Origin of the sequence: Sphingomonas sp. Leaf33 (assembly GCF_001421785.1) — a bacterium.
Classification (GTDB): domain Bacteria; phylum Pseudomonadota; class Alphaproteobacteria; order Sphingomonadales; family Sphingomonadaceae; genus Sphingomonas.
In genome coordinates this window covers 315,058-336,713 of record NZ_LMLB01000001.1, presented here as the reverse complement: position 1 = coordinate 336,713, position 21,656 = coordinate 315,058, and the positions used below count along the sequence as shown (strand labels likewise).

The following is a 21,656-nucleotide window of genomic DNA, read 5'->3' as shown; positions in this document are numbered from 1 at the left end:
AAGGACAGGGCTTCGACAGGCTCAGCCCGAACGGGTTGGGAGGGCAAGCAAAGAGCCACGACTGGCTCGAAAATAGGCCCCGGCCGGCATCTGGCCGCCGGAGTGAAGGAAACCAAATGTTCGACAAGAAGACTGTATCGATCGAGTGGGGCGGCAAGACGCTGACCCTCGAAACGGGTAAGGTTGCCCGCCAGGCCGACGGCGCGGTGATCGCGACGCTCGGCGAGACCGTGGTCCTGTGCGCCGTCACCGCCGCGAAGTCGGTCAAGGAGGGGCAGGACTTCTTCCCGCTGACCGTCCACTATCAGGAAAAATTCTCGGCCGCCGGGCGTATCCCGGGCGGCTTCTTCAAGCGTGAGCGTGGCGCGACCGAAAAGGAAACGCTGGTCAGCCGCCTGATCGACCGTCCGATCCGCCCGCTGTTCCCGGAAGGCTTCTACAACGAGATCAACGCCATCGCTCAGGTGCTGAGCTATGACGGCGAGAACGAGCCCGACATCCTGGCGATGGTCGCCGCTTCGGCTGCGCTGACCATCTCGGGCGTGCCCTTCATGGGCCCGATCGGCGCCGCGCGCGTCGGTTACGTGAACGGCGAATACGTCCTGAACCCGACCGACGATCAGGTCGCCGAGGGTGACCTCGACCTCGTCGTCGCCGCGACGTACGACGCCGTCATGATGGTCGAATCCGAAGCCAACGAGCTGTCGGAAGAGATCATGCTGGGCGCCGTGCTGTTCGCGCACGACGCGTGCCGCGAGATCGTCAAGGCGATCGTCAAGCTGGCCGAGCAGGCCGCCAAGGACCCGTGGGAACTGGCGCCGGTCGACGACAAGAAGGCGACGCTCAAGAAGCTCGATTCGGTCATCGGCAAGGACATTGCCGCCGCCTACAAGCTGACCGACAAGCAGCAGCGCCAGGTCGCGCTGAACGATGCGCGTGCGAAGGCGCGCGAGGCGTTCGCGGACCTGAAGGAAAGCGATCCGGCGCAGTATCTCGGCACGCTGAAGCTGGTGAAGAAGCTGGAAGCGAACATCGTCCGCGGCGCCATCCTGAAGGACGGCAAGCGCATCGACGGCCGCACCACCACGCAGATTCGCCAGATCGAGGCGGAAACGCACTTCCTGCCGCGTGCGCACGGCTCGGCGCTGTTCACCCGCGGCGAGACGCAGACGATCGCCACCGCGACGCTGGGAACGCGCGATGCGGAGCAGATGATCGACGGTCTGGGTGGCCTGTCGTACCAGCACTTCATGCTGCACTATAACTTCCCGCCCTATTCGGTCGGTGAAGTCGGCCGCTTCGGCGCGCCGGGTCGTCGCGAAGTCGGTCACGGCAAGCTCGCCTGGCGCGCGCTGCACCCGGTGCTGCCGACCAAGGAGGAGTTTCCCTACACGATCCGCCTGACCAGCGACATCACCGAGTCGAACGGCTCGTCGTCGATGGCGTCGGTCTGCGGCGGCAGCCTCGCGCTGATGGATGCCGGCGTGCCGATCAAGCGTCCGGTGTCGGGCATCGCGATGGGCCTGATCCTTGAGGGCAAGGACTTCGCGATCCTGTCGGACATTCTGGGGGACGAAGATCACCTGGGCGACATGGACTTCAAGGTTGCGGGCACGTCCGAAGGCATCACCACGATGCAGATGGACATCAAGATCGCCGGCATCACCAAGGAGATCTTCGAGGCCGCGCTGCACCAGGCCAAGGACGGCCGTGCGCACATCCTGAACGAGATGAACAAGGCACTGGGCGAAACCCGCTCGGAGCTGTCGGCGCACGCCCCGCGCATCGAGACCTTCTCGATCGACAAGTCGAAGATCCGCGAAGTCATCGGCACCGGCGGCAAGGTCATCCGCGAGATCGTCGCGACGACCGGCGCCAAGGTCGACATCGACGACGAGGGCGTCATCAAGGTCTCGTCGAGCGATCCGGCGCAGATCGATGCCGCGATCAAGTGGATCAAGGGCCTGGTCGAAGAGGCCGAGGTCGGCAAGGTCTATGACGGCAAGGTCGTCAACATCGTCGATTTCGGCGCGTTCGTGAACTTCATGGGTGGCAAGGACGGTCTCGTCCACGTCAGCGAAATGAAGAACGAGCGGGTCGAGAAGCCGACCGACGTCGTGTCGGAAGGCCAGGAAGTGAAGGTCAAGGTCCTCGAGATCGACCCGCGCGGCAAGGTTCGCCTGTCGATGCGCGTCGTCGATCAGGAAACCGGCGAAGAGCTGGAGGACACGCGGCCCGCGCGTGAACCGCGTGCCGATCGTGGTGACCGCGGCGACCGTGGCCCGCGTCGTGACGGCGGCGGTGATCGTGGCGGCGACCGTGGTGGTCGTGGCGGCGGCGATCGCGGTGGTGACCGCGGTCCGCGCCGTGACCGTGGCGACCGTGGTCCCCGCAGCGATGGCGGCGATCGTGGCCCGCGGCGGGACGGCGGCAAGGATGAAGGCCCAGAGCCGTCGTTCGCGCCCGCCTTCCTGACGGGCGACAAGGACTAAGTCCTTCGACAAGATACCGTGCCGGAAAGGTATGGGGAGGATGGGGCCTCGGAGAGCGATCTCCGGGGCCCTTTCCGTTGGACGGCGGTTCGGCAACCGACCACGCCCGAAAATACCGTTTTCCTACACGCCCCGCTTTGGTGCAGCGTAGAGGAATGACCCGGCCCAACCGCTCGACCGACACTCGCCCGACGAATCTTCACACGAAATTTTCACGCGCCATACGCGTAAACTTCGTCAACTTCGCCGCCGCCGTCGCGCTGCTCGCGGGCGCGCCGCTCGCGGGGGCGGGGGCATCGGCGCAGACGCTGCCGCCCGGCCTGACGGAGCGCGTCGCGCAGATCGCGAAGACCGATGCGGGCAAGGTCGGGGCCTATGCTATCGACATCGACACCGGCGCGATGCTCGCCATCAACGCCGACAATCGCTTCCCGATGGCGAGCGCAGTGAAGCTGGCGATCGCGGCGACCTATCTGGACGGCGTCGACAAGGGCCGCTGGAACCTCGCGACGATGCATATGCTGGACGAGGGGATGCGCGTCCGTTCCGACGGCATCACCGACACGCTGCCGCACGCAGGCGTTGCGCTGTCGGGCGCCAACCTGATCGAACTGTCGCTGACCGTCAGCGACAACACTGCGACCGACATGTTGCTGAAGGCGGTCGGCGGGCCCGCCGCGGTCACCCGCTGGCTGCAATCCAAGGGCATCGACGGCCAGCGCGTCGACCGCACGATCGCCCGGCTGCTGATCGATGTCAGCGGTCACACCACCGACCCGAAGCAGGCGGATGGACCGGCGCTTGCCACCTTCATGCCGGTCGAACCGTGGAAGTCGGACGACGAGCGCTGGCCGGTCAACGCCGCGTTCGATGCCGATCCGCGCGACAGCACGACGCCGCGGGCGATGGGCGAGCTGATCGCACGTCTGCGCAAGGGCGAGTTGCTGAAACCCGCCACCACGACCTTCCTGTTCGACGTGCTCGCGCGGTGCAAGACCGGTACGAAGCGCGTGAAGGCGCTGCTGCCGATGGGTACGCGCTGGGCGCACAAGACCGGTACGCTGCCGGGTATCTCCAATGACGTCGGCGTGCTGACGCTGCCGAACGGCCACCGTGTCGCGATCGCGCTGCTGTCCTACGGTATCGCCGATCCGACCACGCGCGATGCCCGCCTGGCGGAGATCGGCCGCACCGTGTTCGACGCGTTCCAGCTCCAGCGATGAAGATGCGTGTCGCCCTCCTTGCGCTTATGCTCGGCGGCTGTGCGATGCGACCGGCCGAAGTGCGCGTCAGCTTCGATACGGAGCGCGAGACTTCGGTCACGGCGCGCGGTCTCGCCGATCGCGCGACACGGCGGCGGGTGACCGCGAACGACCCTGTCCGCGTCGCCAGCATCTCGAAGCTGGTCGTGGCGCTCGGCGTCATGCGTCTCGTCGAGGCCGGGAAGCTCGACCTCGATCGAGACGTGTCGGACTGGCTCGGGTGGCGCCTGCGCAATCCTGCGCATCCGCAAGCGCCGATCACCGTGCGCCTGCTGCTGTCGCATCGTTCCAGCCTGACCGACGGCATCGACTACATCGTGCCGCTCGGCGTACGGATGCAGGACGCGCTGGCCGATCCGAAGGCATGGGACGCCGCCCACGCGCCGGGCGACTATTTCCGCTACACCAACCTCAATTTCGGCGTGATCGCGACCGTGATGGAGCGGGCGACCGGCGATCGCTTCGACCGCGTGATGGCGCGCGAGGTGCTCGCCCCGCTGAAGCTCGACGCCTGCTACAATTGGGGTGCGGGGTGCAGCGACGCCGCGGTCGCGCGGGCGGTCGTGCTCTACCGCGCCAACGGCAACGTGGCGCGCGACGACCTGCATGGCCGCCGGCCTGACTGCCCGGTAGTGGCGGCGCAGGGCTGCGACCTCGCCGTCTATCGGGCGGGCGATAACGGTGCGATCTTCTCGCCGCAGGGCGGCCTGCGGATCTCGATGCGTGACCTGGCCAGGATCGGGCGAATGCTGCTGCGAAACGGCGACGGCTTTCTGACGCCGGCCTCCGTCACCGCGATCGAAGCGGCGGAATGGACCTTCGACGACAGCAACGGCGACACCTCGCAAGGCTTCTATTGCCGCTACGGCCTGGCTACCCAGACGATCCCGACCGCTGTCGCGGGGTGCGAGGACGACCTGTTCGGCGACGGCCGGACATGGGTGGGCCACGCCGGAGATGCCTATGGCTTGCGCTCCGGCCTGTGGATCGACCGCGCGTCGGGCCGCGGCGTCGCGTTCTTCGCCACCGCCGTGCCGGACGGGAGCAAAGGCAGACGCTCGCGGTTCAGCGCCGAGGAGGAGCGACTGGCGCTGCCTGCGCGTTGATCCGCCATGACCGACCGCCTCGCCGACCTTCAGGCCCGTATGGACGCTGCCGCCGCCGCGCTCGATTTCGAGAGGGCGCGGGCCCTGCGCGACGAGATCAGCCTGCTGCGCGGCGGCGGCGATGCGCCGGACGCCGACACCAGCGGCCTGACGCGCCAGCAACCGGGTGCGATGGGCCTCGGCACCAGCCAGGCCCGCTACTCGCCGCCCGAAGGCTGGGTGAAGCCCAGGAAGCCCGACCCGATGACCAAGGGGCGCGGGCGACGGCAGTAATTTTCTGTCGAAAAGACTCAGTCCCGGAAGCTCGCATCGATCCGGTCGAGCTTTCTGAGCAGCGCCGGCCATGCGAGCGCCTTCGCCAGCATACCGAGGCCGGCCGGAGCCGACTGACCCGCGACCTTTTCCGGCGTACCCTGCGGCGGCGTGTTCAGGTTCTCGCGCCCCGCCGACAGCATCTTCACCTGCGCCTCGCACGCCCGCTCCAGGAAATAGAGCCGCAGGAAACAGGACGCGACCGAATCGCCGACCGCCAGCGTCCCGTGGTTGCGCAGGATCATCGCGTTCTTGTGGCCGAGATCGGCGACCAGCCGCTCGCGCTCCTCCAGGTCGGTCGCGATGCCTTCATAGTCGTGGTACGCCACGTCGCCGCCGGCGATCATCGAGGTCTGGGTGTGCGGCAGCAGCCCGAACTCCATCGCCGACACCGCCTGCCCATCGGGCGTGTGCAAGTGCATGACGGCGGCGGCATCCTCTCGCGCCATGTGGATCGCGGAGTGGATGACGAAGCCTGCCGGATTGACCGGATTGGACGACGCGCCGACCGGCTTGCCCTCGACGTCGATCTTCACCAGCGACGATGCCGTGATCTCCTCGAACATCATGGTGTACGGGTTGATCAGGAAATGATGCTCGGGGCCGGGCACGCGGACCGACAGATGGGTGAAGATCAGGTCGTCCCAGCCGTACAGCGCGACCAGGCGATAGGCGGCGGCGAGATCGACCCGCGCCTCCCATTCGCCCGGAACCATTCCATCACGCGCCATCGTCTCCGTTTCGCGGGCAAGCGTCGCCATCGGCTCTCTCCTGATCTTGTTTGATGACACGATAAGCGCAGGTCGCAGCGTCCGCAATCGCGCCGGAACATCGTGTCATCCCAGCCGCTTGGACGGGTTCACGTGCAGGGAGACGGACGATGGAAGACGATCGGGTATGGGCGTTCGAGGAAAGCCTGTGGACCGGCGACGCGGACAATTACCACGAGAAGATGGATGCCAACTGCCTGGTCGTCGTGCCGGCCGAGCCATACGTCCTGTCGGACGATGATGCGGTGAAAGCGATGTCGAACACCCCGCGCTGGGAGTCGGCCGACTTCGCCGAGGGCCGGATCGCGCGCCCGCAGGAAGGGCTGATCGTCATCGCCTATCATGTCACGGCAAAGCGCGGCGACGAAGCCTATGAAGCGCATTGCAGTTCCACCTATCGGCGGATCGAGCATGAGGTGTGGACGGTGGTCCAGCACCAGCAGACGCCCAAGCTGGTCGCCGGCGGCGCCTGACCCGGCGCCGCACCGGCGCGGGCTCAGCGATCGCCGATCTGGTCCAGCAGACGCAGCGCCTGCTGGCGATCGTGTTCGACGATGGCGCCGGTGAAGCGCAGGATCAACGACTGGAACCGGCGCGTGGCACTGCGTTCGCGCGCCGGGACCGGTCCGTCGATCAACCGCCCGCCCCATTCGCGCGACAGCCGCTGCGCCGCATCGGTCGCGCCGAGCACCAGCGAGGGGAACGGCAGGGTCGATCGCGGTGAGGCGAACGCCGCGGCGTCCGGGGTCTGATCCGGTGTGACGAGCAGGGCGCCCGCCACCCGTTCGACATAGGCGCGCGGGGACAGTCGCGCCCACCACGCGGCCGCCGCGCAGCCGACGCCTTCGGCCACCAACAGCACCCGCCGGTCCGCCTCGATGATCGCGCGATCGATCCGCGCTGCGGTGGCGGTGCGCTGCGTCGCCGTATCTGCCTTCACCGCGACATGGGTGATGAACGGTGCCCCTAGCAGGTCGAGCAGGCCGGGCGGCGGCGTCAGCTGCGCGCTGCCCGACAGGGACACGACCGAAAGTCCACGGAACGGACCGATGGCAGACATGCAGGCTTGCCTTTCAGCCAAAGGGAAACACCGTACGCGTGACTGCAGTCTACGTACTTTCCGGCACGATGCGAGTCCCGCATTTTCGGACGGGCGCGGATGGGCCTCCCTTCAGCCCGCCTGATCCTCCCGCACGCGCAACGTCGCCAGCGCCGCCAGCGCCATGACCCCGGCAGCGAACGCCATCGTCCAGACGGGCTCGGTCGGGAAGAGGTGCCGCACGATCGTTCCCATCACGGTCGCGACCAGCAGCTGCGGTACGACGATGAAGACGTTGAACAGCCCCATGTAGATGCCGAGCTTCGCTTGCGGCAGGCTGGAGGCGAGGATGGCGTAGGGCATCGCCAGAATCGACGCCCAGGCGATGCCGATCGCGACTTCGCTCAGCAGCAGCAGGTTGGCGTCGCGGACGAACAGGAACGACAGATAGCCGAGCGCGCCGATGGCCAGGCACAGCGCGTGGGTCCGCACCTTGCCGATCGTGCGTGCCAACGGACGCAACAGGAACAGCGCGGCAAGCGCCGCCACCGCGTTATACGCCGCGAACAGGATGCCGACCCAGTTGCCGCCGGCGTTGTAGGCGGCGCTCGCCGGATCGGACGATCCGAAGACATACTGCGCCACCACCGGGGTCGTGTAGATCCACATGATGAACAGCGCCGACCAGGTAAAGAACTGGACCAGCGCCAGCCGCTTCATGATCGGCGGCATTCCTGCGAAATCGCCGACGATGTGCGTCAACAGATTGTCGCGGCGGCCGGCGGCGTGCAGCCGCGCGGCGACGATGCGCGCGACGCCATAGGCGGCGACCAGCCCGGCGAGCAGATACAGCTCCTTTTCAAGGCCGGTCGCAAGCACGAGCGCGGCAATGGCGAGGCCGCTGCCGACCCACGCCAGCGCACCCGCGATCGATTGTGGCGGGGCGGGCGTGTCGACGACCGTCGCGGCGACGCCGTCGAAGCGCGCGATCTGCTCGGGCGAGTATTCGCGCGTCGTCAGCACCGTCCACAAAACGGAGGCGAACAGCGCCGCGCCGCCGGCGTAGAAGCTGTAGCGCACCGTGTCCGGCACCCCGCCCCCGCTTGCGACATTGGCGACGCCCAGATGATCGAGCAGGTATGGCGTGACCGACCCGACGACCGCGCCTGCACCGATGAACGCGGTCTGGATGGCATAGCCCGCAGTGTGCTGGTCCTTGTCGAGCATGTCGCCGACGAAGGCGCGGAACGGCTCCATCGACACGTTGAGCGACGCATCGAGCATCCACAGCAACACCGCCGCCGCCCAGAGCGCGGGCGCATTCGGCATCCCGAACAAGGCGAGTGCGGCAAACACCGCACCGGCAAAGAAATACGGCCGCCGCCGTCCGAACCGGCCCCAGGTGCGGTCGGAATAATGGCCGATGATCGGCTGGACGATCAGGCCGGTCAGGGGGGCTGCGATCCACAGGAACGCCAGGTCGTCCAGGCTTTCGCCCAGCGACTGGAAGATGCGGCTCATGTTCGCATTCTGCAGCGCAAAGCCGATCTGGATGCCGAAGAAGCCGAAGCTGATGTTCCAGAGGCCGGCAAGACCCTGTTTCGGGCGTCGGCCCGTCATATCCGTCATCATCCCCTCCTGAGGGCCAGGACCGCGTCATGCGCGGGAAAGTTGCGGCCGCACGCCGTCAGGAAATGCGCGATGCGGCCGGTGTCGACGCTCGTGCCCGTCCGCAGGCGCGCGGCATCGGGATAGGTGCCGTAGCCGCCGAACAGGCAGCCCCACGACAGCGGCGCGTAGTATTTCGCGATATCCTGCCGCGCGACTTCCTCGACCAGATCACGGCCGGTGAACCACGCGGTGAACAGCGATTTCAGGCTGTCGCTGAGCGTATCCATCGTCGCCGCGTCGCGCCAATAGGGCGTGTCGGTGCGGCGGTTCAGGCGATAGTGACCGACGATATAGTCACGGATGCCGTCATAGCGCCGCGCGATGACGCGGTTGAATTCGTCGCGGCGGGCAGGCGTAAAGCCCGCGCTGTCCCACGCGGCGATAAAGCCCTCGACCGTCGCCTGCACGATATGCAGCGCCGTCGCCTCCAGCGGCTCGATGAACCCTTGCGAGAGTCCGACCGCCAGGCAGTTGCCGGTCCAGCTTGTCGCGACCCAGCCGACCTTCATCGTCAAATGCCGCGCGGTCCCCGCGTCGCCGACACCGAGATGCGCGCGAAATTCGGCCTCAGCATCGTGCGCGTCGAGATAGCGGCTGGAAAAGACATATCCGTTGCCGACACGGCTGGTCAGCGGGATCGCCCATGCCCAGCCCGCCGACAGCGCGGTCGCGGTGGTGTGGACGTCGGTGCCGGTCGGGTCGGACGGGGTGGGCATCACCACCGCGCGGTCGTTGAACAGGTTGCTCGCGAACGAGACGAACGGCACGCCCAGCGCCTCTTGCGCGATCACGCTGCGGAAGCCGCTGCAATCGACGAACAGGTCCGCGGTCAGCGTGTGACCGTCGTCGAACAAAAGGTGGCGAACATCGCCATCCGCGCCGACGACGACGTCCGTCACGGTGCGCGGCAGGTGCGCGACGCCACGCCCGACCGCATGGTCGCGCAGATAGGCGCCGACCAGATGTGCGTCGAAATGATAGCCATAGGCCGCATCGAACGGAAAATTGTCCGTCGGCAGCGGGGCACGGCGGTGCTCGATCAACCAGCTGTTGAGGAAGAACGCGTCGGGATGCGCGGGTACGTCGTGGCCGGTGCGCCGCGCGAGCGCAGCCGCGTGGAATGCCGGTTCGGTGTGCAGGTCCACGTCGCTGGCGAAGGGATGGATATAGCTGTCGAAGCCCGGGTCCTGCGACCAGCCGGCGAAGCGTATGCCCGCCTTGTACGTCGCGCTGCACGCCGGCATCCAGTCGGTCTCGGCAATGCCGAGATCGCGGAAGAAGGCGCGCAGTTGCGGGGTCGATCCCTCGCCCACCCCGACGATGCCGATGTCCGGGCTTTCGATGACCGTGATCGCTGCCGCGGGCCACGCCTGTGCCATCAGGCACGCGGTCATCCAGCCCGCGGTCCCGCCGCCAAGGATCACGATGGTCGGGGCTGGTTCAGTCATGACGAACCCACACACCGTTCGCCCTGAGCCTGTCGAAGGGCTGTCCTTCTTGCCCGAAGAAAGGACAGTGCTTCGACACGCTCAGCACGAACGGAATGAAGCGGTTGCTCACCGGCGCCGCGCGCGTCCGCCCGGCGCGACGAAGCGGATCGCCTGCCCGCCGCCGGGGGCCAGTGCCAGCGTCAGCGTGTCGCCGCGCTTCACCGGCTTGCTCTCGATCGTGATCGCGTGGCGGTTGGGCGTGCGGTAATCGGCGTTCGGCCCGTCGCGATAGATCTGCGCGGTGTAGGTCTTGGCGGGGTCGAGGAAGTCGAGCGTGATCGTGGTCGTCCGCGGCTGTTCGTCACCGACCGCACCCAGGAACCAGTCGTTCGATCCTCGCGCCTTGCGGGCGATCGTCACATAGTCGCCGACCTCGCCGTTCAGGACGCGCGTATCGGTCCAGTCGGTGGCTACGTCCTTGATGAACTGGAAGGCGCCGGGATAGCGTGCATAGGCCTCCGGCGTGTCGGCCAGCATGACGACGGGTGAATAGATCACGACATAGTTCGCCAGCTGCTTGGCGAGCGTCGAGGGGATGTCGCTGTTCTCGCTGCCCTTGAGGCTCACGATGCCGGGCGTGAAGTCCATCGGCCCGCCCAGCAGTTGCGTGAAGACCATGTTGGCTTCGTGCTCGGGCGGGTTCTTGCCAGCCCAGCTCATGTACTCGCCGCCGCGCCCGCCTTCGCGCGATACCCAGTTCGGATAGGTACGACGCAGCCCGGTATCCTTCACCGGCTCGTGGCTGTCGATCGACACCTTGTACTTGGCCGCCGTCTGCACGACGCGCAGATAGTGGTTCACCATCCACTGGCCTTCGTGCCATTCGCGGTGCTTCGAGCCATCGGCATCGACGCGCTCGATCTGGCCGGCGTCGGTGACGTAGCCGGTCTTCACGACCCGCTCGCCATGGTCCGCGGCGAACTTGAACGCGGTGTCGAGCTGAGCGTCGTAATGGCTGGCCGATCCGCCCGTCTCGTGATGCCCGATCAGGCGGACGCCCTTCGATCTGGCGTAGTCGCTCAGCGCCTTGATATCGAAATCCTCGGTCGGCTGGCTGAAGTTCATGTCGTTGCCGTTGCCGAACCAGTCGCCGTCCCAGCCGACGTTCCAGCCCTCGACCAGCACCGACTTCACGCCGCTTGCCGCCGCGAAGTCGATATACTGGCGGACGTTCGCGTTGGTCGCCCCGTGAATCGGCCCCCGCGCCCAGCTCCACTTGCCGGTGATCATGTTCCACCAGACGCCGGCGAACTTGCCGGGCTCGATCCAGGATACGTCGCCCAGCTTGTTCGGCTCGTTGAGGTTCAGCGTCATGCGGCTGGCGTAGTAGAGCCCGGGCGCATCGTCGGCGATCGCGATGGTGCGCCACGGCGTCGAGAAGCCGGCGTCGCGGCTGACCTTCGGCGCGCCCGAACCCGGCGTCAGGTTCGCCTTCAGCTTCGTGCCTTCGAACCGCTGGAGGTTCATCGCCGCATAATCGACCAGCGCGGCTTCATGGATCGCGATGTGCGTGCCGCTGGCCAGCTTGAAGGTCGCGACGGTCTGCGCGGTACCGACACCCGAGATCGGCGTCGCGTTGTAGAGATATTCCTCACGGTTCCATCCGTACGCCGGCTTCCACCAGGCGACGCCGTCCTCTGCGATCGCGAACTCGGTCAGTTCGTCGGCGATGTTGGCATGGTGCAGGTTGGGCTGGTCGGGCAGCGTGTAGCGAAAGCCGACGCCGTTGTCGAAGATGCGGAAGGTGACCTGCATCTCGCGCTGGCCGCGCACCTTTTCCTTCAGGCGGACGACCAGGTCGGTGTGGTTGTCACGGATCGTCTGCCACTCGCCATACGGCTGGGTCCAGGTCGTATCGCTCTTCGACGTCTTGGCGTCGACCAGCGCAAAGGCGCGGTCGAGCTTTGGCGCGTCGGTGAACAGAAAGCCGAGCGCACTGTCGGCGATGACGGCCTTGCCCTTGCGCGTGACCGCGTAGGACGCGCGGCCGTCGTTATCGATCGACACCGACACGGCGATCGACTTGTCGGGCGACGACGCCGTCGCCACCACATCGGCCAGCGCAGGCTGCGCGGCGACCAGCGCCAGCAGGCTCACGAACATCCGGGTCATCACTTCGTCTCCCTTGCGATCAGCCCCGCGGGGCCGGTCAGAATCCATCCGTCGACTGTGCCGACGCTTTCCACCACGCGCCACCCGTCCGCGTCGTTCGGCGTCAGATCGGCAGGCCTCGTGCCAAAGTTGAAGGCGCAGCGCAGCACGTCGCCGCCTGCGCGCCGTTCGAAGACGAGCACGTCGTCGGTCGCGGTCACGATCGTCATGTCGCCGAACATCAGTGCGTCGCTTTCATGACGGACCTTCAGCAGTCGGCGGGTGAGGTGGAGCAGTGAGGCGTCATCCGCTTCCTGCCGGTCGACCGCCAGCGCGCCGTGATCGGGCCCGACCGGCAACCAGCTGTCGGCGGTCGAGAAACCCAGGCCCGGCACATCGCCGCGCCACGGCATCGGCGTCCGCGCGCCGTCGCGCGACAGCGTCAGCGGCCAGTTGGCGATCGCTTCCGGGTCCTGCAGCCGATCGAACGGCACGTCGACCTGGGTCAGCCCCAGCTCCTCGCCGTAATAGAGGATGATCGTGCCGCGCAGGCAGGCGAGCAGCAGCATCTTCATCGCGGCAAAGGCGTGGACGTCGTGGTCGCCGGCCCAGCGCGAGACGGCACGCGGGGCGTCGTGGTTCTCGAACGCCCAGCTCGGCCAGCCGGTACCGGGCGCCTCGGGCCAGGCGCGGACGGCTTCGGCGACGACGCGCGGGGTCAACGCGCCTGCGTAGAGGAAGTCGAAACCGTAGGAGCTGTCGAGCCGGCCCGGCGCGGTGAAGGCCTTGCGTTCGCGCTCGCTATCGGCACCGCCGACCTCGGCCACGGTAAAGGTTGCGCCATAGTCGTCGAGCACGTCGCGCAGCCGCTCCAGGAACAGCGGAATGTCGGGATGCGACTGGTTGTGGACGTGCAGCTGGAAATCGAACGGCCGCGTGCGCACGCCGTTGCCGGTCGGCGCGGGCGGATTGTCGGTCAGCGCGGGGTCGTGCATCGAAAAGTTGATCGCATCGACGCGGAAGCCGTCGACCCCGCGGTTCAGCCAGAAGCGCGCGACGTCCAGCAGCGCGTCCTGCACCGCGGGCAGGTGGCAGTTGAGCTGCGGCTGGCTGCTCAGGAAATTGTGCATGTAATATTGCCCGCGCCGCGCGTCCCACGTCCACGCCGGGCCGCCGAACACCGACTGCCAGTTGTTGGGCGGGGCGCCATCGGGCTTGGCATCGGCCCAGACATACCAGTCAGCACGCGGGTTATGACGGTCGCTGCGGCTCTCGGCGAACCAGGCGTGCCGGTCGGACGTGTGGGCATAGACCTGATCGACGATGACCTTCAGCCCCAGCGCGTGGGCGCGCGCGACCAGCGCGTCGAAATCGGCGAGCGTGCCGAAGATGGGATCGACGTCGCAGTAATTGGCGATGTCATAGCCGAAATCGGCCATGGGGGAGGTGTAGAAGGGCGACAGCCAGATCGCATCGACGCCGAGCGACGCGACATAATCGAGGTGCGCGGTGATGCCGGCGAGGTCGCCGACCCCGTCGCCGTTCGCATCGGCGAAGCTGCGCGGATAGATCTGGTAGATCGCCGCCCCGCGCCACCAGTCGGCAGCAAGGGCGGAGTCGGGTCGGGACTGGGTCTGTGCGGTCATGTCGGGTCCGAAGCGCAGATGGCATAGCCGAGCGGCGGCAGCGTGACGGTGACGCTGCCGGGTGCGGTGGCGGTGGTGGCACAGGGGCCGGTGAGCGCGGAGAAGTTGCGCGAGCCGACTTCGACCTGAACCTGGGCCGTCACCGGCGCGGTCGCGGTGTTGAAGGTCAGCAGCACTTCGCGGTGCGTTTCGGGGTCGAGCCGCGAGATCGCGAGCAGGCCCGGCGTGTCCTGGCGATAACGGATCACGGTCGATCCGCGGCGCAGCGCGGGCTCGGCGCGGCGGATGCGGGCCAGTTCGGCGATCTGCCGGAACAGCGGGCCATCGGTGCCGAAATTGTCGGTCGCGGTCGTGCGGGTCGAGCCGACCAGCCGATTGTCGTTGTAGCTCGCGACGCGGCTCGCGAACATGTCCTCGCGCGCGTCCTGGTCGCCGCCGTCGCCGGAGAAGCCCTGTTCGTCGCCCGAATAGATCGTCGGCACGCCGCGAAGCGTCAGCAGCAGCGCGTTCGACAGTTTCACACGGTCGAGGATCTCGCTCTCGGACGCAGTCGGAAACGCCTTGCGGATCGATGTCGCGACGCGGCCGTCGTCGTGGTTGCCGGTAAAGGTCGGCAGGATGCGCGCGGTGTCGGCGCCCTGCGCATAGATCGCATCGCCGTCGAACAGATGCTCGAACAGGATGGTGCCCTGGCCACCGGCAACGGTCGCGGCGACCGTTTCCTTGAACGCGAAGTCGAGCACGGCGGGCAGGCCTGCGGTGCGTGTCCACTCAGCGAGCGCGGCCGGGCGGATGTCGTGTTCGGACACTTCACCGAAGATGTGGAAGTTGGCGATACCCTTCGCCTTGGCGCGTGCCTCCATCGCCGGCACGAAAGCCTGCCAGAATTCGGGGTTCACATGCTTGGCGGTGTCGATGCGAAAACCGTCGACGCCGTAGCGATCGATCCAGCCGCCGAAGATGTCGATCATCCCTGCGACCACGCGCGGGTTCTCCGTCATCAGGTCGTCGAGCCCGACGAAGTCACCGATCGTCGAGCTTTCGTTTCGATACGTCGTGTCGCCGCGGTTGTGGTACAGCGACACGTCGTTCAGCCACGCCGGCACCTTGATGCCTTTTTCGGCTGCGGGAACGACGGGCGTGTAGGCGTAGGTCGGGTCGGTCAGCTTCGCGAAATTGGCCGCCGCATGGACATCGTCACCCGCGAACCCGGCGTTGATCGCAGGCCCCGCGACGCCGCCGCGCCGCTGATAAGGGTAATCGGCACGCGACCGGTACAGGCACACGCCCTTCCCCGCGCACTCGCGCATCTGGATAACGTCCGCGGTATGGTTGACGATGATGTCCATATAGACCTTCAGGCCACGCGTATGCGCGGCATCGACCAGCGCGCGGAAGTCGTCGTCGGTGCCCAGATGCGGGTCGACGGTCGTGAAGTCGGTGATCCAGTATCCGTGATATCCGGCGCTCTCCTGGCCCGGCGCGCCTTGCACCGCCTTGTTCTTGAAAATCGGGCCAACCCACAGCGCGGTCGCGCCGAGGCTCTGGATATAGTCGAGCCGGCGAACCAGCCCCTTCAGGTCGCCGCCGTGGTAGAAGCCCTTGCGGGTGGGGTCGAACCCGGTCCGGAGCGGCCCGCCCGTCAGGCCCCCGCGGTCGTTTGCACGATCGGCATTGTCGAAGCGGTCGGGCAGGACGAAATAGATGATCTCGTCTTCGGGCGGGCGGGCGCGAAATGTACCGCCGTCGTTGGCGCGCGCGCCCTCCCCATTGTTCGATAGCGAAGGCGCAACATCCCCCGACCCGTTCGTCCTGAGCTTGTCGAAGGGCTGCCCTTCTTCATGCCGCTTGCTCGCGGTTGGCAAGAAGGACAGCGCTTCGACAAGCTCAGCACGACCGGTGTGAGAGTCGACCGCCAACGCGAGCGAAAGCGCCAAGCTCATGCCGCCACTCCTTCCGCCGCCGCGCAATACCGCGCGATGAAGTCGGCGTGTCCGGGCATCTGGGCAACCTCGCGCGCGGTGAGTCTGGGCAGGATGTCGAGAAACTCCGCGACCTGTGCCGCGGGCATCGCATCGGCGAGCGGATGCCAAGCGTCGGGCATGACGCCCTGCCCGATCAGCACCTGGAGCCAGCCGACCTCGGTGAACAGTTCCTCGCGATCGCGCGTGATCTGCGCGGCCGCCTTCCAAAGGTCGAGCTTGGCGCGCAGCGTGTCGGGCAGCGCCGTTTCGCGCCGCTCGCGCCAGAACGGCTCGTCGCGGCGGTTGGCGACGTAGTGGAGCAGGATGAAGTCGCGGACGCGCTCATATTCGAACACCGCCTGGCGGTTGTATTCGTCGCGCAGCGCCGGCGCGATCCGACGACCCGGCAGCAGCTTTAGCACGCGCTCGATCGCCGACTGGATCATGTGGATGCTGGTCGATTCGAGCGGTTCGAGGAACCCCGACGCCAGGCCGATGGCGATGACGTTCGCCTTCCACAATTCCCGCCGCCGCCCGGTCGTGAAGCGCAGGGGTCGCGGCTCGGCCAAGGGCGCGCTGTCCAGGTTCGCCAGCAGTTGGTCGCGCGCCGCGTCGTCGCTCATATGCGCGGAACTGTAGACGACGCCGTTGCCGGTGCGATGCTGGAGCGGGATACGCCACTGCCAGCCCGCACGGTGTGCACTGGCGCGCGTGTACGGCGTGAAGTCTGTCGCCCGTGCCGAGGGCACCGCCATCGCGCGGTCGCACGGCAGCCAGTGTGTCCAGTCCTCGTATCCCGCGCCCAATGCGCCTTCGATCAGCAGCGCGCGAAAGCCGGTGCAGTCGAGAAACAGGTCGCCCTCGATCCGCCGATCATGGTCCAGCATCAGCGCGGCGACATCGCCGCTCGCGCCATCACGCTCGACCGCGACGATCCGCCCCTCCACCCGCGTGACGCCGCGCGCTTCAGCGAAGCGGCGCAGGTACGCGGCGTAGAGACTCGCGTCGAAATGAAAGGCGTAGGGCATGTCGGGCAGCACCGGTGCCGTCCGCGGCTTGCCCCGTTGCATCCGCCCGGCGAGCGCGGCCTGATTGTTCAGCGAATAGGCCGACAGTGGCCCGGCGACGCCCTCGCTGCGCCCTCGCAGCCACAGATGATGGAACGGCGTCAGCCCGCTGTCGCGCCCGATATCGCCGAACGCGTGCATATAGCGCTCTCCAGCTGCACCCCAGCCGACGAACTCGATCCCCAGCTTGAATGTCGCCCCCGTCGCGCGGACGAAGGCGTCCTCGTCGATACCCAGCGCCTGATTGAACAGGCGGATCTGCGGAATCGTCGCTTCGCCGACCCCGACGATGCCGATCTCGTCCGATTCGACCAACGTGACGATGACGCCCGGCCCCAGGAACCGGCCGAACGCCGCCGCGCACATCCAGCCCGCCGATCCGCCGCCGGCGATCACGATGCGGATCGGTGGGTTGGTGGTCATGTCCGCGCTCCCGTCCTGAACTTGGGGAGAAGAGTTGCCCCTCCCCGCTCGTGCATCGACACCCGCGGCACGAACGGGGAGGCGCGGTTCGTCAGAACTTGTACGTCACGCCCAGGTAATAGTCGCGCGTGTACCGCTGGTATTCGCGCACCAGGCGCGGGTCGGTCGCTTCACTGGTCACGAACGGTTCGTCGGTCAGGTTCTTGCCCTGCAACAGCACCGACAGACCCGTCAGCGGCCCGGACTTGAACTCGTAGCCGATCTGCGCATCGAGCACGCCTTCGGCCTTGCCCTGACGGAACTCGGGGTTGGCCGACAGGCCGGCCAGTTCGGCCAGGAAGCTCGAGCGATAGCGGTAGGTGACGCGCGTCTGGAAGCCGCCCTTCTCGAAATAGCCGGTCGCCGTGCCGACCCATTTCGACTGGCCCGGGATGGTGATCGCGACGGTCGGGTTGGACCCGTACTTGATCGCGCTGTCGACATAGGTGCCGGTCACGAACACGCCGAACCCGTCGAGCGCCTGTGTGAACATCCTGAACGGCAGCGATGCCGTCGCCTCGACGCCCAGCACGTCACCGCCGCCCGCGTTCGTCGGCTGCGACACCAGACCGAACTGCGCGTTCTGCGCCCGGATCGTCGCCTGCTGCGCCGGGGTCAGCGCCGGCAGCAGTCCGGAGAAGTCGAACAGCGTCGAGCTGGTCGGATCGACGAAATCGGTCAGATGCTTGTAAAAGCCGGTCAGCGCCAGATAGCCGCCGTCATCCAGATACTTCTCGAAGCTGACGTCGATATTGGTCGACTTGTACGGCCGCAGGTTGATGTTGCCGCCGGTCGAGCTGAACGGGCTGTTCTGCGGCAGGCTCCCGCGGCCGATGTTGGCCGTGTTGATGCCGACGTCCTGGGTGATGCGTTCCTGGTCGAGCCGCGGGCGCACCATCGTCTGCGCCGCGTTCAGCTTGACGTAGAAGGCGGGCATCAGCTCGACCGACATCGTCGCCGACGGAAGGATGTTGGTGTAGGTCGTCTTGCCGGTGACCGGGGCCGTCGTGACGACGCCGTTCAGCAGATTGGCGATCTGGCCGTCCGAGCTCTGTTCGGTATGGACCACCTGGACGCCCAGCGTGCCCTTCAGCGCCTTGCCGCCGGCCAGGCCGTCGATGACGATCTTGCCATAGCCGGTCCAGACGTTCTCGGTGACCACGTTGTCGCGCACCAGCGACGACGGACGGTTGTCATAGACCGAGTTCAGCAGGCCATAGACCTTGAGCGGGTCGTAGGTCAGCATCTGCGGCACGCCCAGGTAATCCAGGCTGACCTTGCGATCGAGCAGGACGTCGGCCGGCACCGCCAGGCTGGTCGGCGTCCCGCTGGCGACGGTGCAGTTGGTGCCGCCCCCCTTCGGGCACAGGAAGAACGACGTGTAGTTGCTTTCCTTCTGGCGACGGCTGAAGTTGCCGCCGATTTCCCAGCCCTTGATGACGCCAAGGTTCCCGAATTCGCCGTCCAGGCTGGCACGCAGCGACTTCAGGTCGTCGGTGAAGTCGGGCTGGTTGAGGAAGCCGGCCTGCACGACCGCGGCCGTGCCGTTGTAGCCCCAGCCGCGCGGATCGGTCAGGCGGACGATGCTGGTGTTCGAATAATCGAGCGTCGGCACGATGTCATAGGTGCCGTCGCCGTTCTGCGTGATGCGGATCGTGTCCTTGGCGCCGGTGGCATTGTAGCCGGTGCCCGAATAGGTTTCGAGCAGGAAGTCGGTGCGGGTCGCGCGGCTCCAGCTGGCGTCGACCTTCAGGTGGGTCGTCTCGCCGATCCGCAGATCGTTGTTCCAGCCCAGCGACAGGTTCTCGGCCTTGCGGCGGTTATAGTCGTTGCGCTGCACGGCGACGACGTTGCTGATCGTTGCTGCCGTCACCAGGCCGTTCGACACCGTATAGCCCGGCGCGATCGCCGTCGTGCCCGACGACGTCCCTGCCCAGTCGGGATTGATCGGGAATTCGATACCGCGCAGGCGCTGTACCTCTTCGAAGTTCGAATACAGCGCATCGAACGTCGAATGGAAGCTGTCCGAGGGCTGCCATTCGATCGTCGCGACGCCGCCGTAACGCTTCAGCAGGTTCGACTGCACGTACGGCTTGGCGCCGCCGAGGATCAGGTTGCCCCCGGCCTGCGACGCATTGGGGAAGCCCCAGGCGTTGTAGCGCTCGATCTGGGTCGGGGTCTGCGTCGCCGACGCACCGATCGCGACGCCCAGCGTGTCGTTGGCGAACTGGTCGACATAGGTCGCCGACGCGCGATAGCCGTAGCGCGTACCGTCCGGGTTCAGCGCCTTCTTGTCATTCATCTGCCCCCGCGCCGAAACGACGACGGTCTGCTTGCCCTGGTCGAGCGGGCGCAGCATCCGCAGATCGACCGTGCCCGAGATGCCGGCGGCGATCAGCGCGGGGTCGGCACCCTTGTAGACGTTGACGTTCTGGAAGAATTCGGACGGATACTGGTCATATTCGACGCCGCGGTTGTCGCCGACCGTCACCTGCTCGCGCCCGTTGAGCAGCGTGGTCGAGAAGTCGGGGCCGAGGCCGCGGATCGACAGGCGCTGGTCGCGGCCTTCCAGACGCTGCGCGGTCACGCCCGGGATACGCGCCAGCGAATCGGCGATCGACACGTCGGGCAGCTTGCCGACGTCCTCGGCCGACACGGAATCGACGATCATCGTCGCGTTGCGCTTGGTGCGGGCCGATGCCTCCAGCGAGCCGCGGATACCGGTGACCGTGATTTCGGTCCCCATCTCGTCCTCGGTCGTGCCGGGGGCAACGGGGCCGCTCGGCGGGTTCTGGACCGGCACGTTCTCTGCGGTCTGCGCGACCGCGGGCAGTGCGATGCCGAGCGCGATGGCGCTGGCGCCCAGGATCAGGCCGGTGCGACGACGCGTCGAAATGCTGCTGGAATACCGCATGAAAATCCCCTCCTCTGCCCCGGTTTCGCGTCTTTTCGCACGCTTCGGGGAACCGCCCCCTCGGGCGGCTTCGTCCCGCGATGTGGAACACGCGTGACCTTTGGGGAAGCGAACGGCATACGTATTCAGGCACGGGCATTGCCGTGTGTTGCCGCCGCGCTACGATGCGGATCGCCAGGGGGAGCATGTCGCAGGAAAAGCCCACGTCGTTCGATATCGCGGAACTGGCGGGCGTGTCGCAGCCGACCGTCAGCCGGGCGCTGCGCGGCGACCGGACGGTCAGCGAAGCGACGCGCATCCGGATCGAGGCGATCGCTCGCCAGCTGAATTACAAGGTCGACAAGAACGCCTCATCCCTCCGCCGCGGCATGACCAATACGCTGGCACTGTTGTTCTTCGAGGATCCGGCGCTCGACGATTCGCTCATCAATCCGTTCTTCCTGTCGATGCTCGGCTCGATCACGCGCACCTGCGCCAAGCGCGGCTTCGACCTGCTCGTCTCCATCCAGCAGCTGTCCGCAAACTGGCACGTCGATTACGAGGACAGCCGCAAGGCCGACGGCATCATCCTGCTCGGCTATGGCGATTACTCCGCCTATCGCGTGCGGCTGGATCAGCTGGTCGCGCAGAAGACGCATTTCGTGCGCTGGGGATCGGTCCGACCGGGCCAGCCGGGGACGACGATCGGCTGCGACAATGTCGAGGGCGGGCGCCTCGCCGCGCAGCATCTGATCGACCGCGGGCGCCGCCGCATCGCGTTCCTGGGCGACGGATCCGAACATTATCCCGAATTCGCCGACCGCTACCGCGGCTATGCCGGCGCGCTGCGCACCGCCGGGCTGGCGGTCGATCCCGGCCTGCAGGTCGATGTCGTCGCGTTCGAGGATGCCGGCGAGGATGCCGCGCGCCGCCTGATCGGCCGCGGCGTTCCGTTCGACGCGATCTTTGCCGCGTCCGACCTGATCGCGATCGGCGCGATGCGCGCGCTGACCGACGCCGGCCTGTCGATCCCGCGCGACGTCGCGGTCGTCGGCTTCGACAACCTCCCCGCCGCCGCCAGCGCCAGCCCGCCGCTGACGACGATCGCGCAGGACTACGGCCACGCCGGCGAAGTCCTGGTCGACACGCTGATCGCCCAGCTCGCGGGCCGCACGGTGACCGGCGAAACCCTGCCGCCACGCCTGGTGATACGCGCGTCGAGCTGAGGCAGAGGACGGCCCCGAAGGGCCGACATTGCCGTTGAAAATCAATGCTCTGGAAAATGGTGCCCAGAAGAGGACTCGAACCTCCACGCCCTTGCGAGCGCCAGCACCTGAAGCTGGTGCGTCTACCAATTCCGCCATCTGGGCACGGGGTAGGCCGGCGCCTCT

General features: G+C 67.0%; 15 protein-coding genes and 1 tRNA gene. 6 read left to right on the top strand and 10 right to left on the bottom strand.

Annotation, left to right across the window (positions count from 1 at the left end; all coding sequences use genetic code 11):
• Positions 1-116: 116 nt before the first annotated feature.
• The 4 genes from pnp to ASE86_RS01690 all read left to right on the top strand — a co-directional run bounded on the left by pnp (position 117) and on the right by ASE86_RS01690 (position 5,133).
• Entirely contained in the window at positions 117-2,492 is a 2,376-nt protein-coding gene (gene pnp / locus ASE86_RS01705; protein WP_056421781.1) for a polyribonucleotide nucleotidyltransferase, read from the top strand.
• Between the two features lie 155 nt (positions 2,493-2,647).
• The gene (locus ASE86_RS01700; protein ID WP_056421780.1) at positions 2,648-3,715 is read left to right on the top strand and encodes a serine hydrolase; all 1,068 of its coding nucleotides are present in this window, start codon (positions 2,648-2,650) and stop codon (positions 3,713-3,715) included.
• Positions 3,716-3,717: 2 nt separating this feature from the next.
• The gene (locus ASE86_RS01695; protein ID WP_056426441.1) at positions 3,718-4,860 is read left to right on the top strand and encodes a serine hydrolase domain-containing protein; all 1,143 of its coding nucleotides are present in this window, start codon (positions 3,718-3,720) and stop codon (positions 4,858-4,860) included.
• 6 nt (positions 4,861-4,866) lie between these two features.
• Positions 4,867-5,133, top strand: coding sequence for a UvrB/UvrC motif-containing protein (locus tag ASE86_RS01690; RefSeq protein ID WP_056421779.1), 267 nt, complete (start codon positions 4,867-4,869; stop codon positions 5,131-5,133).
• Between the two features lie 17 nt (positions 5,134-5,150).
• Here ASE86_RS01690 and ASE86_RS01685 read toward each other — a convergent pair whose 3' ends face one another.
• Positions 5,151-5,933 (bottom strand): class II aldolase/adducin family protein, encoded by a 783-nt coding sequence (locus tag ASE86_RS01685; RefSeq protein ID WP_056421778.1) that lies wholly within the window; start codon positions 5,931-5,933, stop codon positions 5,151-5,153.
• Positions 5,934-6,052: 119 nt separating this feature from the next.
• Between ASE86_RS01685 and ASE86_RS01680 the strand changes: the two genes are divergently transcribed.
• Positions 6,053-6,415, top strand: a complete 363-nt coding sequence (locus ASE86_RS01680) for a DUF4440 domain-containing protein (RefSeq protein ID WP_056421777.1) — start codon at positions 6,053-6,055, stop codon at positions 6,413-6,415.
• A 23-nt stretch (positions 6,416-6,438) separates the two neighbouring features.
• Here the strand turns inward: ASE86_RS01680 and ASE86_RS01675 are convergent, their stop codons facing one another.
• From ASE86_RS01675 to ASE86_RS01640, 8 genes are all read right to left on the bottom strand, one after another.
• On the bottom strand, positions 6,439-7,002 hold the full coding sequence (locus ASE86_RS01675) for an alpha/beta hydrolase (protein WP_056421776.1): 564 nt from the start codon (positions 7,000-7,002) through the stop codon (positions 6,439-6,441).
• A 111-nt stretch (positions 7,003-7,113) separates the two neighbouring features.
• Positions 7,114-8,610, bottom strand: a complete 1,497-nt coding sequence (locus ASE86_RS01670) for an MFS transporter (protein ID WP_056426437.1) — start codon at positions 8,608-8,610, stop codon at positions 7,114-7,116.
• Positions 8,610-10,100 carry a tryptophan halogenase family protein gene (locus tag ASE86_RS01665; protein ID WP_056421775.1) on the bottom strand — a complete coding sequence of 497 codons (1,491 nt, stop codon included), beginning with the start codon at positions 10,098-10,100 and terminating at the stop codon, positions 8,610-8,612. The genes ASE86_RS01670 and ASE86_RS01665 overlap by 1 nt, the downstream gene beginning before the upstream one ends.
• A gap of 108 nt (positions 10,101-10,208) precedes the next feature.
• Positions 10,209-12,245, bottom strand: coding sequence for a glycoside hydrolase family 97 protein (locus ASE86_RS01660; RefSeq protein ID WP_414881273.1), 2,037 nt, complete (start codon positions 12,243-12,245; stop codon positions 10,209-10,211).
• 8 nt (positions 12,246-12,253) lie between these two features.
• On the bottom strand, positions 12,254-13,879 hold the full coding sequence (locus ASE86_RS01655; RefSeq protein ID WP_056421773.1) for an alpha-glucosidase: 1,626 nt from the start codon (positions 13,877-13,879) through the stop codon (positions 12,254-12,256).
• Positions 13,876-15,822, bottom strand: a complete 1,947-nt coding sequence (locus tag ASE86_RS01650) for an alpha-amylase family glycosyl hydrolase (protein ID WP_082441600.1) — start codon at positions 15,820-15,822, stop codon at positions 13,876-13,878. The genes ASE86_RS01655 and ASE86_RS01650 overlap by 4 nt, the downstream gene beginning before the upstream one ends.
• Complete coding sequence (locus ASE86_RS01645) at positions 15,819-17,333, bottom strand: tryptophan halogenase family protein (RefSeq protein WP_056421772.1); 1,515 nt, start codon at positions 17,331-17,333, stop codon at positions 15,819-15,821. The genes ASE86_RS01650 and ASE86_RS01645 overlap by 4 nt, the downstream gene beginning before the upstream one ends.
• Positions 17,334-17,424: 91 nt before the next feature.
• A complete protein-coding gene (locus tag ASE86_RS01640; RefSeq protein WP_056421771.1) occupies positions 17,425-20,286 on the bottom strand; it encodes a TonB-dependent receptor in 2,862 nt (953 codons plus the stop codon).
• 185 nt (positions 20,287-20,471) lie between these two features.
• Between ASE86_RS01640 and ASE86_RS01635 the strand changes: the two genes are divergently transcribed.
• The gene (locus tag ASE86_RS01635) at positions 20,472-21,491 is read left to right on the top strand and encodes a LacI family DNA-binding transcriptional regulator (RefSeq protein ID WP_056421770.1); all 1,020 of its coding nucleotides are present in this window, start codon (positions 20,472-20,474) and stop codon (positions 21,489-21,491) included.
• Between the two features lie 57 nt (positions 21,492-21,548).
• On the opposite strand, the gene ASE86_RS01630 is transcribed toward ASE86_RS01635, so the two are convergent.
• A tRNA-Leu gene (locus ASE86_RS01630) sits at positions 21,549-21,635 on the bottom strand.
• Positions 21,636-21,656 lie beyond the last annotated feature (21 nt).

Coding starts and splice junctions, on each gene's coding strand:
- pnp (WP_056421781.1), top strand. CDS start 117: ATGTTCGACAAGAAGACTGTATCGATCGAGTGGGGCGGCAAGACGCTG.
- ASE86_RS01695 (WP_056426441.1), top strand. CDS start 3,718: ATGCGTGTCGCCCTCCTTGCGCTTATGCTCGGCGGCTGTGCGATGCGA.
- ASE86_RS01685 (WP_056421778.1), bottom strand. CDS start 5,933: ATGGCGACGCTTGCCCGCGAAACGGAGACGATGGCGCGTGATGGAATG.
- ASE86_RS01665 (WP_056421775.1), bottom strand. CDS start 10,100: ATGACTGAACCAGCCCCGACCATCGTGATCCTTGGCGGCGGGACCGCG.
- ASE86_RS01700 (WP_056421780.1), top strand. CDS start 2,648: ATGACCCGGCCCAACCGCTCGACCGACACTCGCCCGACGAATCTTCAC.
- ASE86_RS01650 (WP_082441600.1), bottom strand. CDS start 15,822: ATGAGCTTGGCGCTTTCGCTCGCGTTGGCGGTCGACTCTCACACCGGT.
- ASE86_RS01640 (WP_056421771.1), bottom strand. CDS start 20,286: ATGCGGTATTCCAGCAGCATTTCGACGCGTCGTCGCACCGGCCTGATC.
- ASE86_RS01670 (WP_056426437.1), bottom strand. CDS start 8,610: ATGACGGATATGACGGGCCGACGCCCGAAACAGGGTCTTGCCGGCCTC.
- ASE86_RS01675 (WP_056421776.1), bottom strand. CDS start 7,002: ATGTCTGCCATCGGTCCGTTCCGTGGACTTTCGGTCGTGTCCCTGTCG.
- ASE86_RS01645 (WP_056421772.1), bottom strand. CDS start 17,333: ATGACCACCAACCCACCGATCCGCATCGTGATCGCCGGCGGCGGATCG.
- ASE86_RS01635 (WP_056421770.1), top strand. CDS start 20,472: ATGTCGCAGGAAAAGCCCACGTCGTTCGATATCGCGGAACTGGCGGGC.
- ASE86_RS01690 (WP_056421779.1), top strand. CDS start 4,867: ATGACCGACCGCCTCGCCGACCTTCAGGCCCGTATGGACGCTGCCGCC.
- ASE86_RS01655 (WP_056421773.1), bottom strand. CDS start 13,879: ATGACCGCACAGACCCAGTCCCGACCCGACTCCGCCCTTGCTGCCGAC.
- ASE86_RS01680 (WP_056421777.1), top strand. CDS start 6,053: ATGGAAGACGATCGGGTATGGGCGTTCGAGGAAAGCCTGTGGACCGGC.
- ASE86_RS01660 (WP_414881273.1), bottom strand. CDS start 12,245: ATGTTCGTGAGCCTGCTGGCGCTGGTCGCCGCGCAGCCTGCGCTGGCC.